Raw genomic sequence first — 14,020 nt, 5'->3', positions numbered from 1 at the left:
GCTTAGGCTCCATCCATGACTGCTGTTGCCGTGATCTTCGCCGGCATTGCCACCGTGCTGCACGTGTTCTTCTTCTACCTCGAGTCGATCGCGTGGAGGAAGCCCACGACGTGGAAGACGTTCGGCCTCGCGTCACAGGCTGACGCCGACACCACGGCATCGCTGGCGTACAACCAGGGGTTCTACAACCTGTTTCTCGCGATCGGCGCCAACGTCGGCATCGACCTGGTGCTGTTCTCCGACACGCACGACGACATCGGCTGGACGCTCATCATCTTCGCCTGCGCCAGCATGCTCGCGGCGTCGCTCGTGCTCATCTCCACGGGCAGGTCGTACGCACGCGCCGCCGCGATCCAGGGTGGACCCGCGCTCGTCGCCGTGGTTGCGGCGCTGATCGCCGCCAACTAGGCCGGACGTCGATCTGTCGGCCTCCCTGCATAGGGTTGCTGCGTGCTCCGTATCGCCACCGTCAACATCAACGGCATCCGTGCCGCCTACAACAAGAACCGCGGGCAGACGAGCGGCATGGCCGAATGGCTGGCCGGCCGCGGCGCCGACATCGTGACGCTGCAGGAGGTTCGCGCACCCGACGCGATCGTGCACGAGCTCACCGCGGAGTCCGGCTACCACGTCGTGCACGCCGAGGCGGCTGCCAAGGGACGCGCGGGGGTCGCAGTGCTGAGCCGCACCGAGCCGTCTGCCGTACGCATCGGCAACGGCGACGACTACTTCGACGATTCCGGACGCTGGATCGAGTCCGACATCCCACTGGCCGACGGGTCCACGCTCACGGCGATCTCCGCCTATGCCCACTCCGGCGAGGCCGGCACACCCCGCCAGGTCGAAAAGCTGCGGTTCTTCGACCAGATGCACGTACGCCTCGAGCAGATCCGTGACTCCGGCAGCCACGGCCTGCTCACCGGCGACCTCAACGTCGGCCACACCGAGCGCGACATCCGCAACTGGAAGGGCAACGTCAAGAAGGCCGGGTTTCTGCCCGAGGAGCGCGCCTACTTCGACCGCTTCTTCGACGAGCTCGGCTGGGTCGACGTGCACCGCCGCCTCGCCGGCGACGTCGACGGCCCCTACACGTGGTGGTCGATGCGCGGCCAGGCGTTCGACACCGACACCGGCTGGCGCATCGACTACCAGATCGCCACGCCTGAGCTCGCGGCGGCGGCGCGTACGGCGACCGTCGACCGGGCGATCAGCTGGGCCGAGCGCTGGTCCGACCACGCCCCCCTCGTCGTCGACTACGACCTCTAGGGCATGCCTCTCCAGTGGTGGCCGATCAGGGAGCGGGGCATCCGCGCCCGGCTGGCAAGGCACAGGAGGGAGGCGGCCCGGGGTTGGCCGTCGACCGACGACAACGCCGCCAGGCGGGATGCGGGGCCGCGCGAGCTGACCATCGAATTGGGAGGGATGTCCTAGCCATGAACGGCGCCCTGGATCGACGTCTCGGACTCACCGGATCCGTCGCGATCGGGATGAGCGCCATGATCGGTGCGGGCCTGTTCGTGGCCTTCGGGCCGGCGACCGCGGCTGCCGGTGACGATGTGTTGATCGCGTTGGCGATCGCTGCCGTGGTCGCGGCGTGCAACGCGGCATCGTCGGCTCGGCTCGCCGCCCGCTACCCCAGCGCGGGTGGCACGTACGTCTACGGTCGCGAGCGCCTCGGACCGTTCTGGGGCTATCTCGCCGGCTGGGCCTTCATCGCCGGCAAGCTGGCCTCCTGCGCCGCGATGGCCTACGCCATCGGCACCTATGTCGCACCCGAGCACGCGCAGGCCCTTGCGGTCATCGCCGTGGCGGCGGTCGTCGCGATCAATCTCGCGGGCGTCGAGAAGTCCGCGTTCGTCGCGGTCGTGGTCGTCGCGGTGGTCGTGACCGTCGTCGCAGTCACCGCGACCGTGCTCCTGTCGTCGGCGAAAGCCCCGGCCGAAGACGTCGCCGACCCGACCGCCGGTGGTGTGCTGCACGGTGCGGCGCTGCTGTTCTTCGCGTTCGCCGGCTACGCCCGGCTCGCGACGCTGGGTGAGGAAGTGCGCGACCCACGCCGTACGATCCCGCGGGCGATGGCTCTCTCGCTGGTCCTCGTGGGCATCGTGTACGCCGTCGCCGCCCTCGCCCTGCTTCATGCCCTCGGCGGCGAGGCACTCGCCGACTCGGCCCGGCCCTTCGTCGATGCCGCCGAGTCCGTCGGCCAGCCAGGACTAGCACGCGTCCTCCAGGTGGTCGTCGTGGTCTCTGCTGCCGGCGCCCTGCTGTCGTTGACGCTCGGCGTGTCCCGTACGACGCTCGCCATGGCGCGCGACCGGCACCTCCCCCGCGCCCTGGCCCGGGTGAGCGAACACGTGCCCCGTCATGCCGAGCTGTTCGTCGGCGCGCTCGTCATCGCGCTGGTGCTCCTCGGCAACCTCAGCACCAGCATCGCGTTCTCGTCGTTCTGCGTGCTGCTCTACTACGCCATCACCAATGCGTCGGCGTGGACGCTGTCGACGTCGCCGTGGCACCGGACCACACCCGTGCTCGGGCTGATCGGCTGTGGCGTGCTTGCCCTGAACGTGCCGATGCCGACCATCGGCGCGGGATGCGTCGTGCTCGGCATCGGCGTGATCACCTACGTGATCCGTACTGTCGCCCGCGGTTCAAGAACCCCCTGAACTCCTGACATCGCGGAGCTGAAGGGGACCGCGCACCCCCTGATGCGCGGCCCCCGACCGTGGTGAGGGTCAGTTGAACCTGACCTTCAGACTGGTTCCGTCCTCCGAGAGCACCCGGACCTTGACGCCGGCTGCAGGCAGCTTCACGCCATGGTTGGGGAGCTCAGCGAACCAATACTTCTTGGTGTCGTCGAAGAGCGGCTTGGCCGCTTGACCGCGGATGTAGCTGGCGACACCGTTGGTGTGCAGCGTCATCGAGTCGGCCTTGTGCAACGAGAACGGCGCGTCGTACATCTGGATCCTCGCGCGCCACGGTGCACCAGTTGCAAGGTTGATGATCGGCGTCGGGTTGGCGTCGATCGGCAGGTTGCGTCCCGAGCCCGGGTGCAGGCTCGTGTTGTTGTCACCCATCGACGTGTCCCAGTAGGAGATCAGCAGTCCGTGGCCGTACTTGTAGTGCTCGACCCAGTCCGGCTTCGTGTTGGTGAAGCCGAAGTTGTAGGGGCCGGTCTGCAGGTACTTGTCGTAGGACACGTAGGAGCGGTGACCCATGACGTAGTAGTTGTCGAACAGCTGACTCGTCGTCGCACCGAGGATCTTGAACCCGTCGAGCGCGAACACCGAGGTGCCCTCTGCGCCGTCGTCGACGAGTGTCTCGGCACCGGCCGTCACCTTGATGTCATCTGCGTAGAGGCCAGCGAGCGCGAGTCCGCCGTCGGTCTTGTAGTAGATGCGCAGCTTGATCTTCTGGCCGTCGTACGCGCTCAGCGGGACGCTGAGGTCAGCCCAGTCGGCCTGCTCACCGTCGATGCCGGGTCGTCCGGACGTGTCATCGCCAATGGCTGTGCCATTGATCGTGCCGTCCAGCGACGTCCAGTTGGCTCCACCGTCGGTCGAGGCCTGGATGTAGGCGTAGTCGTAACCTTCCTCGATCTCGTAGCGGACCTTGGCCGTCAGCACGCCACCGGTCTTGCCGGTGAGGTCGACATCCGTCGTCATCGAGTTGGCCAGGTCATCGCCTGAACCTGAGAAGAACTGCTTCTCCCCCGATGCCGGTGCACCGTTGTCCTTGGTGACCTGTTTCTTGGGGAGCACCACGACGGCGCCTTGGGCCTTCTTGGTGTTGTACTCCTGCGGGCCCATGTCGATGGTCTTCTTCTGGTGGGTGCTCAGCACCTCGTAGTCGAGCCAGCCGAGCTGCAGCTTCTCCCACGCGCCGATGTCGCCGGGGCGCGTGCCGAGCGGCTCGCCCTTGGCGTTGAGGCGGCTCTGGGCCATCAGGGTCCAGTACTCGTTGGAGTTGTCGCCACCACCAGCGATCGCGTACGCGTCCGGCAGGCCGAGGTCGTGGCCGTACTCGTGGACGAAGACCGACAGGCCGCCGTTCTCGGGCTGAACCGTGTAGTCGGAGATCCAGATGCCGGTGTCACCGATCTGGGTGCCGCCGAGACGGTTGTAGTCCGGGCCCGTGATGCCGGCGTCGGTCAGGAACGCGTTCCAACGGTGCGACCAGATCGCGTCCTCACCCTGCTGCGGGTCGCCGTCCGCCTCGTCGCCACCTGCGTGGACGATCTGGAAGTGGTCGATGTAGCCGTCGGGCTCGTTGAAGTCGCCGTCACCGTCGTAGTCGTAGCGGTCGTACTTGTCGTACGCCTGCAGCGCGGTCTTGATCTGCGCATCGGTCTGGCCGGCCTCGTGCTGGTCGGCGATCCACGCGGTGACCGCGTCCTGGATGAGGTACCAGGTGCCGGAGTCCTCGCGTCCGTAGCGAGCCTCGTTGTAGGGCACCTTCACCCAATCGGAGACCTCACCGTCTGCGGTGTAGCGACCCGAGGACTGAGCCTCATAGTAGGTACGCAGCGACTCCGCGCCCGGCGAGTTCTTGAAGTACAGGTCTTGGTAGTGCTGCTGGTTGAAGTCAGCCTGCCAGACCGTCGAGTTGTCCTTGGTGCGGTCGGGCTCGGGGATGCTGTTGTGCAAGGGGCCTTCGAACGTCGTCGGACCAGGCGTGTCGGGATCGGTGTCGACGTCCGGGTAGTCCGGGTGACGCTGGTTGCCGAACTCGGCAAGGATCACGAAGATCTTGTCGGCGCGCTCCTGGGAGAGCTCGACGTACTGGTCCTGCGTCGCACTGCCGGGCTTGGCCCGGAAGGTCTTGCGGGCCTTCTTGTTGGCGAGAGCAGCGGCATCGGCCGGGCTCGTGCCCTTGCCGACCTTGACGACGGTGCTGCCGTTGATCTCCTTGGTCTGGAGGTCACCGTTGAGGACGCCGGTGATCGCCGACTCGCGCAGGGCGCGACGCTTGTCCTCCATCGGGCTGGAGAGCTCATCGGTTCTCTGCTGGGCATGGTCGCTGCCTGAGACGGGTGGTGCGGACGACGCAGAACTCGGAGACGCATATGCGAATCCGAGGGAGGCTGCGAGTCCTAGGCCCAGGAGGCCTGAGGTCACACGCTTCACTGTTCTCCCCTTGCAACTTGATGGTGGCCGGACGGTTGTCCGACTGATGGATGCGCACACCCTTGTGGGGTGTGCGTTGGCACAACGCCCTCAACTTAGGCAATTTTCAGGTGGATATGCAGTCTTGACTTAGGTGGTGACTAGTTATAAAGAACTAGTTCTTTGTCCTGGACTGACTAGTCCCAACTGATCACGAATTCGGCTCCCCCGCATGCGTACGTTCGCCACAAGGGAGGGAGCCCTTATGAAGATCCGTACAGTCATGGCCACCCTGGTCATGGCGGGGAGCGCGCTGGTCGCGCTGCCCGCACAGTCCAACGCCGTGGTGATCAGCCCGTCCGACACGTTCGAGGCCCAGGTCATCTCGTCGACCAACCAGCAGCGCGCCCTGTACAAGCGCGTCAAGCTGACGCCGCACGCCTGCGTCGACAAGTTCGCCGAGTCGCACGCCCGATGGATGGCGATCAACCGCACGCTGCGACACCAGGCGATGCGCCCGATCATGAGCTTCTGCGGCCTCAGGGCCGTCGGCGAGAACATCGCCTGGGGCTACCAGACGGGACCGTTGACGGTGGCCGCGTGGATGCGTTCGGCGGGTCACAAGGCCAACATCCTCAACTCGGGATATCGCGTGATCGGCGTCGGTGCGTATCAGGACAAGTACGGTCGTTGGTGGGTGTCACAGGTCTTTGGCACGTTCCGTTAACACGGGATGACGTTCATTGACCGTTCGATCACATGACGAGAAATGCTTGCTTTCACCCCCGTGGGGTGCCCTAGGGTTGAGCTCAGTTGCACGACGTTGGCCGTACGAATGAATGAGTTCCTCCCGGGGTGCCGAGTTCTTCTCAAGGTTGGATGTACGTCGCGACAGCCGCCCGCGAAAGTCGTGGGAGGCAACTCGCCAAGAGGAGTACGAAATGGCAACAGGAACCGTCAAGTGGTTCAACGCTGACAAGGGCTTTGGATTCATCGCGCCCGACGACGGCAGCGAAGACGTGTTCGCGCACTTCAGCGCGATCCAGTCGAGCGGCTACCGTTCGCTGAACGAAAACCAGAAGGTCGAGTTCGACGTCGAGCAGGGCCAGAAGGGCCTGCAGGCAGCCAACATCCGGCCCCTGTAGGTCTGACAACAGGCTCGCGAGAGCTTGGGGACGGCTTGCCGCCCGCTCTGAAATCTTCAGAACGCACAAACCCCCGGAGCATTGCTCCGGGGGTTTTGCATTGCGGGGAAGCTGGCTAGATGTGCCCGCCCTCGTCCCAGGCGTGACGACCGAACTCGGCAGCACGGGCGATGTAGCTCACGTCGCTGTCGGGGTGTCCGTCGAGAGCGCTCAGACGCTGTGCAGGGAAGCGCTGAGCGGCCTCGCGCAGCTGTGCGGGGTCGATGTCGAACGAAGACTCATCCATGAACGCGAGGATATCCTCATGTTCGACCCCGGCAAAACCCTTACTTGTCGGTAGTTTCGGCCGGTGGTGGGTCAAAGGGTGACGCGCAGGATGCGGTCGTCCTTGTCGTCGGGTCGACCGCGGCTGTCGGTGTTGCTGGTCGAGACCCACAGCGATTCGTCCGGGGCCACGACCACGTCGCGGATGCGCCCGTACTCCCCCTCGAAGAGCCGCACCGGCTTGCCGGCGGACTCGCCGTCGAGCGGGATCATCCACACGCACTCGCCGCGAAGCCCCGCCATGAACGCGGTCGACCGGGTGATCGCGATTCCGGCCGGTGAGCACTCATCGGTGTGCCAGGTGACCTTGGGCGTGACGAAGTCGGGGTCGTCGGACGTGCCTTCGACCTGCGGCCAGCCGTAGTTGCCGCCCTTCTGGATGAGGTTGAGCTCGTCGAACGCGTCCTGGCCGAACTCTGAGGCCCAGAGGCGACCGTCGGCGTCGAACGCGAGACCTTCGACGTTGCGGTGGCCGTAGGACCAGACCTCGTTGCCGAACGGATTGCCCGACGCCGGCTTGCCCTCCTTGTCGAGCCGCAGGATCGTGCCGTTCAGGCTGCCTTTGTCCTGCGCGTCGTCAGGCACCGCACCGTCGCCGATCGCCAGGAAAAGGTGTCCGCTGTCGTCGAACACCAGCCGCCCGCCGTGGTGGTTGGCGGCCGACCGTACGCCGGTGATGAGCGGTTCGGGCTTGCCGACCGCGTCGCCGGTGACGGCGAGCCGTACGAGACGGTCGTCGGAGCGGGTGCTCATGTAGGCGTACAGCACGGACTCGTCGTCGGGATCGAGCGCGATGCCCATCAGCCCGCCCTCGCTGGTGGCCGCGTCGGCGCCGTCGACGCCGCCGAGCGGGGTGACTGTGCCGTCGGGGTCGATGCGCAGGAGCGAACCATCATCACGCTGCGAGACGTACGCGGCCCCGCTGGCGAGGAAGGCGATGCCCCACGGCACATTGAGACCCGTCGCGACGGTCGAGGCGACCTTCGGGTTGATCGTGGTGGGAGTCGTCGAGGTCGTGGCCGTCGGAGCTTTCGGCGGTGCCGGCTTGTCGTCGCTGCCGCAGCCGGCCAGGGCAAGGGCCCCGGCACCTGCAATGCCGGTGAGGAACGTACGACGTCCGATCATGCGGTCGATCATGCCCGGTTTGGCCAAAGGGCATGTCCTCGTCCCCACGAACTATGCTGAGGCAATGCCTGCAACACTCTCGGATCGCTATCGCCTGGACGCTCTGATCGGCGACGGCGGCATGGGCGAGGTGTGGAAGGCCCACGATCCGGTGCTCGACCGCACGGTCGCGGTCAAGGTGATCCGGCCCCATCTCGCGGACGACTTCACGGTACGTGAGCGGCTCCGCATGGAGGCCAAGCTTGCGGGCTCGCTGCGTCATCCGGGCATCGTCGACGTCTTCGACTACGGCGAGCACGTCGGTGCCGACGGCCGTACGACGCCCTACCTCGTGATGCCCCTCGTCGACGGCGTGACGCTGTCGCAGGTCCTGGCATCGCGTACCGCGCTCCCCCTCGGCGAGACGATGTCGATCGTCGCCGAGATGGCCAGCGCGCTCGAGACGGCACACGCGTCCGGCATCGTGCACCGCGACCTCAAGCCCGCCAACGTGATGCTGACGGGGTCGGGCCGCGTGATGATCCTCGACTTCGGCATCGCCCGGTCAGCCGGCGGAGAGTCGCTGACCCAGGCCGGCGGGCTGGTGGGCACGGCCGACTACCTCAGCCCGGAGCAGGCCGCGGGCCACCCGGCGACCTACGCGTCCGACCTCTATGCGCTCGGCGTCGTCGCCTACACCTGCCTGACGGGTGCTCCTCCGTTCCACCGCGACACCGACGTCGGCACGGCCCTGGCGCACCTGCACACGCCCGTACCTCCCCTGCCGCCCGAGCTGACGACAGCCGAACCCCTGGTCCGGTCGCTGCTGTCGAAGGAGCCGACGCACCGGCCGTCCGCCGGCGACGTGGCCGCGATCGCCGCGACCATGGCGACGCGCGTGCCGACCACGTCGTCGTCCAGCACCGAGCAGACACGCACCGACCTGCAGCCGATCCGGCGCGACGACACCGCCACGATCAGCGTCGAACCGCCCGAACGACGTCGTCGCACCGGCCGCCTGCTGCTCGTCCTCGCGGCGCTCGTCGCGGTGGCTGCCCTGGTGATCGGTGGTCTGATGTATGCCACCCGCCCCACCACGATCGCGGTCCCCGATGTCACGACCATGACCAGCGTCCAGGCCGCGACCGAGCTGGGCCGTGCCGGGCTCACGGTCGAGACCAAGGAGGCCAACCTCGTGGGCCACAAGGCCGGCGAGGTCGTCAAGCAGTCGGTGGCACCCGGCACCGAGGTCGACAAGGACGCCGTCGTCGAGCTCACGGTGGCGACCGGACTCTTCCCGATCCCCCAGGACCTGGTCGGCAAGTCGTACGACGACGCCGTCGCCGAGCTCGAGGCACTGGGGCTCAAGGCCACCCGGAGCCAAGAGTTCAACAACGACGTCGACTCCGACACCGTGCTCTCGATCAGCCCCACCGACCTGGCCAAGCCCGGAGACACGATCGCCGTCACGGTCGCCTACTCGTTCTTCGACTTCGGCAACAACGACGACGATGACGACAACAGCGGTGACGACCGCAAGCGCCGCAAGAACGACTAGGGAATCTTCGTTTGGGCCAGTTTGTTGAACTGGATGCACCCAACGGAAGGCAGACATGAGCACGATCAACCTGACCAAGGACAGCATCGACGAGGCCGTCTCCGCAGACGGAATCACGTTGGTCGACTGGTGGGCCTCCTGGTGTGGCCCGTGCATGCAGTTCGGCCCGGTCTACGAAGCTGCCAGCGAGCAGCACCCTGACGTCGTGTTCGCCAAGATCGACACCGAGGCGGAGGGTGAGCTCTCCGCCGCCGCCCGCATCTCGTCGATTCCGACGCTGATGGCGTTCCGCGACGGCATCCTCGTGTTCTCACAGCCCGGAGCACTCCCGGCCGCCGGCCTCGAGCAGGTGATCCAGGCAGTCAAGGGCCTCGACATGGACGACGTACGCCAGAAGGTCGCCGAGGCCGAAGCAGCAGAGGCCGCCCAAGCCGAAGCCTGAGCCTTTCGCTCAACAGGAGATCCGCCGCGTTCGGACCTATGTTGAGGGAATGCCCGTAGTTCTCGGTGATCGCTACCGCCTCGACACGTTGATCGGTGGCGGCGGGATGGGTGAGGTCTGGCGATCCCACGACGAGCTGCTTGATCGCGACGTCGCGGTCAAGGTGATCCGCGAGAACCTCGCCGATGACGAGTCGGTGCGTACACGACTTCGTACCGAGGCACACCTGGCGGGCTCCCTGCACCATCAGAACATCGTCGACGTCTACGACTACGGCGAGCACGAGGACGAGTCGGGGCAGACCACGCCGTACCTCGTGATGCCGCTCATCGACGGCGTCTCGCTCGCCGCGATGCTGAAGTCGCGGGTGGCGCTGCCGGTCGGCGAGACGATGTCGATCGTCACGGAGATGGCGCAGGCCCTCGCCGCCGCGCACGAGGCGGGCATCGTCCATCGCGACCTCAAGCCCGGAAACGTGATGATCACGCCATCGGGCCGGGTCATGATCCTCGACTTCGGCATCGCTCGATCGCTCGACGCGGAGCCGCTGACGCAGACGGGAGCCCTGCTGGGAACCGCCGACTACCTGAGCCCGGAGCAGGCGGCGGGCAAGCAGGCGACGTACGCGTCCGACCTCTATGCCCTCGGCATCGTCGCCTTCACCTGTCTGACCGGGACCCCGCCGTTCCATCGGGAGACCGACATCGCCACGGCGTTGGCGCACATCCAGGCGCCGCCACCTGAGCTGCCGGCCGAGATCCAGTCGTCCGGCATCGGGCCGATGATCGGGAGCCTCCTGGCGAAGGACCCGGCTCAGCGCCCCTCCGCGAGCGAGGTTGCGGCCATCGCCGGCGCTCTCGCGACGACCGTGCCCACCGATCTCGGCCGGGCGACGGCTCCGGATGCGACGCAACCCGGGGCTGCAGCGACCACAGCCGGTGGTGCGGAGACGGCAGGCGCGGCCACGACGACGACACTGGCTGGTGCGACCATCGCGGAAGCGACCCCCGGACGTCGCGGCTCGCGGCGCACCGTCTTGATCAGCTCGGCAGTGCTCGCCCTCGCCGCCGTGGTCCTCGCCTTCATGTACGTGTCCCGGGGAGACATCGAGGTGCCCGACGTGCGCAAGATGACGAGCGTCGAGGCCGCCTCGACGCTGGCCGCCAAGGGTCTCAAGGTCAAGACCCACGACGTCGATGCCGCAGGCTACAAGGCCGGCGTGGTCGTCACGCAGTCCCCCGATCCGGGCTCACGCGTCGACGAGGGCACCGTCGTCGACCTGGGCGTCGCCACCGGCCTCGTCGCCATCCCCCAGGACCTGCTTGGCACGTCGTACGACGACGCGGCGAAGATCCTGGAGGCGCTCGGACTCCAGCCCGAGCGCGACGAGCAGACATCGTCCAAGCCGGCCGGCACGGTGATCGCCGTCGACCCTTCGACCCACGCGCGGCCCGGCGCGACCGTCATCCTCACCGTGGCACGTCCCGGCGGCGGTGACGACAGCGACGACAAGAAGGAGGACAAGGGCAAGGGCAAGCAGAACGAGGACACGACGCCCACCCCTGTTGACCCGGACCCGTCGGACCCCCCACCCAGTGAGCCGACGCCCACAGCGACGTCCTCGGCGACCACATCGGGTGGCTGACGCTAGACCGTGACCGTCGTGGTCTCACCCGGGTCGAGCCAGGTGATGCGGTGGCGCTCAAGGTCGCGCTCGGCCTGTTCGCGGCCCTGCTGGAAGTGCGACCAGCCCTCGTAGTGCACAGGTATGACGGTGGTCGGAATGATCTCGTCGAGGAGCTTCGCGCCTTCCTTGGCGTCCATCGTGTAGCGGAACCAGCCTGAGAGGTAGCGGAAGCGTACGGCTCCGAGATGCAGCAGGATCGTGCCGATCTTGAGCTTCTTGCCCACATCACGGAGCCCGTCATACAGGACCGTGTCGCCGGTGACCCAGAGCTCGCCGTGCTCCTGGCCGTCCCAGCTGAGCGAGAAGCCGATGACGGGACCGGTGATCGGGTCGCTACCCACGGGTCCGTGGCGGCACGGCGTGGCGGTGATCGTGATGGCGAGCTTGCCGGGCGCCTCCATCGTGGTGGTCTCCCACGCGGCGAGGCCCACCGAATTGCCGCCGAGCTTCTTGGCAGCCTTCCTGGTCGTGTAGGTGGTGCCCCACGTCGGGAGAAGCGCCTGGGCGCTGGGGTCGAGATTGTCGCCGTGATGGTGGTGGCTGACGAGCACGGCATCGATCGAGCCGAGGTCGTCGGGTGTGATCGACGGGCCGACGAGCTTGCGCGACATGGTGCCCCAGCCGAAGAAGTAGCGCTTGCCAGGAGGGTCGAACGTCGGGTCGGTGAGGATGCGCCACCCACCGACCTCGATGAGCGCGGTCGGACCGCCGATGTGGGTGATGGTCGCATCCGTCATGCGGCGAACCTACGTGAAGAACTGCTGCATTCGCAGCGACTTCACTGCTTCGCAATCTGTTCGACGACGGGAGGTTCGGCCGGGGCCGCTGCGGCCGGCGGATGCTTGCGCTCCGAGGTGATGACCAGGGCCACGGAGGCGACGACGATCGCACCACCCGCGGCGATCGGCCAGGTGATCTTTTCGTCGAGGATCAGCCAGCCAAGGAACACCGCGATCACCGGGTTGACGTACGCGTAGGTCGCCACGAGCGAGATCGGTGCGTTGGCGACCAGCCACACGTACGCGGTGAACGCGACTACCGAGCCGAAGATCACGAGGTAGGACAGGGCGAACCAGGTCTTGGGAGCGTAGTCGAAGGTGAACGACTCCCCCACCGACAGGCCGAGGATCACCATCATCAGCCCACCGAAGACCATCTCCCAGACGGCGACGACAAACGGGTTGGCGGGCAGCCAGAGCCGCGGCTGGACGTAGGAGCCGAACGCCCAGCACGACGACGAGAACAAGATGAGCAGCGCGGGTCCGAGGGCGAAGTCACCCGCTCCTCGGCCGAGGAGCACCAGGACTGCCAGACCCGTGAAGCCGAGCAGGACGCCGGCGAGCGTCTGGGCGTTGGGCATGTCGTGCTCGATCGCCCGGAAGATGACGATGACCAACGGTGCCACGGCGATCAGCAACGCGGTGAAGCCCGAGGTGGCGCCGTGGTCCTCGGCGACCGAGACCATGCCGTTGCCGAGCAGCGGGAGGCACAATCCGAGGAATGCAGTGCCGACGACCTGCTTGCGGGTCAACGCAATGGCCTTGACTCCGCGACGAGCGGCGATGAAGGCGCCCAGCAGCAGCCCCGCCAGGCCATAACGCATGCCCATCGAGGTGAGCGGCGGCGCTTCCTCGACCACCACACGGATGCCGAGGTAGGTGGATCCCCACACGATGTAGACGATGACGAGAGCAAGGGCGACCAGCCCTGTGCGTGGTGCTGCCACGGCGTGCGCGTCCTCTCGTCGACTGGTGTCAGCCTAGGGCTGCGGTCGGACAGCCGTCGCGCGGGTTTCGGCCAGCTCGGCGCGAGATGCCGCCACTCGGGCGCGACGTTGGGTCAGACGGTGATGAAGGACCTCATGCCGATCGATCCCATGTCGATCGTGTCGTTGAAGAACCGGATGTCCTCACCGGGCTCGAGGAGGCTCAGTGAGGCCACCATCGGTCGGTAATGGTCATCTGTCGGCACGGCAATGCGCGCCTCCGACCATGAGCCGTACGGATCGGTCAGCTTGGCGATGTCACGATCACGCAGCGCTGCCGCGGTGTCGATGTCGAACTGCGTCGCCCAGTCCCACGCCTCTCCCCCATCCCACTTGACCCGGCCAAGGGCGTGGACGATATTGCCGCTGCCGATGAAGACCACTCCGCGCCGACGCATCGCGCGCAGCCGGCTGTAGAGCTCGTAGAGCTGGGGCAACGGCATCGCATAGTCGATGCTGATCTGCAGCACCGGCACCGTCGGCTTGGGTGCGAGGTGGACGAGCACGCTCCACGTGCCGTGGTCGAGTCCCCACTGCTTGTCGAGCTCGGCCTCGTACTCGACGAGCTGCTTCGCCAGCAGCCTGGCGACGTCGGCGTCGCCGACGCTGTCGTACTGCACGCGCGAGAGCTCGGCCGGGAAGCCGCCGAAGTCGTAGATGATCGGGTTCTTGGGTGCGTCGGTGATGTGCGTCTGCCCCGGGGTGAGCCAGTGGGCGCTGATCACCACGATCGCTTGCGCTTGCGGCAGGTTCTCGCCGAGCTGGGCCCACTCGCGGGTGTAGGCGTTGTCGGCCAGCGCGTTCATCGGGTTGCCATGGCCGACGAACAACACCGGCATCAGCTCGCTCGGCGTCAGCCGAGCCTCAATGTCGGAGATGGAGTACGACGTCAT

14 protein-coding genes are annotated in these 14,020 nt (G+C 66.8%); 8 read left to right on the top strand and 6 right to left on the bottom strand.

The genetic code is table 11. The features are described 5' to 3' along the window. The first annotated feature begins 15 nt into the window (after positions 1-15). The 3 genes from ABD683_RS15305 to ABD683_RS15295 all read left to right on the top strand — a co-directional run bounded on the left by ABD683_RS15305 (position 16) and on the right by ABD683_RS15295 (position 2,663). Positions 16-408 (top strand): DUF1304 domain-containing protein, encoded by a 393-nt coding sequence (locus ABD683_RS15305; protein WP_344770935.1) that lies wholly within the window; start codon positions 16-18, stop codon positions 406-408. 42 nt (positions 409-450) lie between these two features. Beyond that, complete coding sequence (locus ABD683_RS15300; RefSeq protein ID WP_344770934.1) at positions 451-1,266, top strand: exodeoxyribonuclease III; 816 nt, start codon at positions 451-453, stop codon at positions 1,264-1,266. 167 nt (positions 1,267-1,433) lie between these two features. Then, positions 1,434-2,663 (top strand): APC family permease, encoded by a 1,230-nt coding sequence (locus tag ABD683_RS15295; protein ID WP_344770933.1) that lies wholly within the window; start codon positions 1,434-1,436, stop codon positions 2,661-2,663. A 69-nt stretch (positions 2,664-2,732) separates the two neighbouring features. On the opposite strand, the gene ABD683_RS15290 is transcribed toward ABD683_RS15295, so the two are convergent. Continuing rightward, the gene (locus tag ABD683_RS15290) at positions 2,733-4,976 is read right to left on the bottom strand and encodes an immune inhibitor A domain-containing protein (protein ID WP_344770932.1); all 2,244 of its coding nucleotides are present in this window, start codon (positions 4,974-4,976) and stop codon (positions 2,733-2,735) included. A gap of 391 nt (positions 4,977-5,367) precedes the next feature. On the opposite strand from ABD683_RS15290, the gene ABD683_RS15285 reads away from it, so the two are divergent. Then, a complete protein-coding gene (locus ABD683_RS15285) occupies positions 5,368-5,829 on the top strand; it encodes a CAP domain-containing protein (RefSeq protein WP_344770931.1) in 462 nt (153 codons plus the stop codon). 214 nt (positions 5,830-6,043) lie between these two features. After that, positions 6,044-6,247: a transcription antiterminator/RNA stability regulator CspE gene (gene cspE, locus ABD683_RS15280; RefSeq protein WP_056214575.1), complete on the top strand. Its 204-nt coding sequence runs from the start codon at positions 6,044-6,046 to the stop codon at positions 6,245-6,247. 115 nt (positions 6,248-6,362) lie between these two features. Here the strand turns inward: cspE and ABD683_RS15275 are convergent, their stop codons facing one another. Next, complete coding sequence (locus ABD683_RS15275) at positions 6,363-6,533, bottom strand: hypothetical protein (protein WP_344770930.1); 171 nt, start codon at positions 6,531-6,533, stop codon at positions 6,363-6,365. Positions 6,534-6,604: 71 nt separating this feature from the next. Continuing rightward, positions 6,605-7,708, bottom strand: coding sequence for a PQQ-dependent sugar dehydrogenase (locus ABD683_RS15270; RefSeq protein WP_344770929.1), 1,104 nt, complete (start codon positions 7,706-7,708; stop codon positions 6,605-6,607). Between the two features lie 52 nt (positions 7,709-7,760). Between ABD683_RS15270 and ABD683_RS15265 the strand changes: the two genes are divergently transcribed. Genes ABD683_RS15265 through ABD683_RS15255 form a run of 3 tightly spaced genes read left to right on the top strand, consistent with a single transcriptional unit; the run spans position 7,761 to position 11,320 of the window. Next, a complete protein-coding gene (locus ABD683_RS15265) occupies positions 7,761-9,233 on the top strand; it encodes a protein kinase domain-containing protein (RefSeq protein WP_344770928.1) in 1,473 nt (490 codons plus the stop codon). Between the two features lie 55 nt (positions 9,234-9,288). Beyond that, complete coding sequence (locus tag ABD683_RS15260) at positions 9,289-9,675, top strand: thioredoxin family protein (protein WP_344770927.1); 387 nt, start codon at positions 9,289-9,291, stop codon at positions 9,673-9,675. Positions 9,676-9,724: 49 nt separating this feature from the next. After that, positions 9,725-11,320 carry a protein kinase domain-containing protein gene (locus tag ABD683_RS15255; RefSeq protein ID WP_344770926.1) on the top strand — a complete coding sequence of 532 codons (1,596 nt, stop codon included), beginning with the start codon at positions 9,725-9,727 and terminating at the stop codon, positions 11,318-11,320. Positions 11,321-11,322: 2 nt separating this feature from the next. Here the strand turns inward: ABD683_RS15255 and ABD683_RS15250 are convergent, their stop codons facing one another. The 3 genes from ABD683_RS15250 to ABD683_RS15240 all read right to left on the bottom strand — a co-directional run bounded on the left by ABD683_RS15250 (position 11,323) and on the right by ABD683_RS15240 (position 14,020). Continuing rightward, positions 11,323-12,099: an MBL fold metallo-hydrolase gene (locus ABD683_RS15250; RefSeq protein WP_344770925.1), complete on the bottom strand. Its 777-nt coding sequence runs from the start codon at positions 12,097-12,099 to the stop codon at positions 11,323-11,325. A gap of 41 nt (positions 12,100-12,140) precedes the next feature. Next, on the bottom strand, positions 12,141-13,088 hold the full coding sequence (locus ABD683_RS15245) for an EamA family transporter (protein WP_344770924.1): 948 nt from the start codon (positions 13,086-13,088) through the stop codon (positions 12,141-12,143). Between the two features lie 113 nt (positions 13,089-13,201). Next, positions 13,202-14,020 carry a dioxygenase family protein gene (locus tag ABD683_RS15240; RefSeq protein WP_344770923.1) on the bottom strand — a complete coding sequence of 273 codons (819 nt, stop codon included), beginning with the start codon at positions 14,018-14,020 and terminating at the stop codon, positions 13,202-13,204.

This window comes from Aeromicrobium panaciterrae (assembly GCF_039537165.1).
Lineage (GTDB): Bacteria > Actinomycetota > Actinomycetes > Propionibacteriales > Nocardioidaceae > Aeromicrobium > Aeromicrobium panaciterrae.
This window is presented reverse-complemented; position numbering and strand designations above follow the sequence as displayed.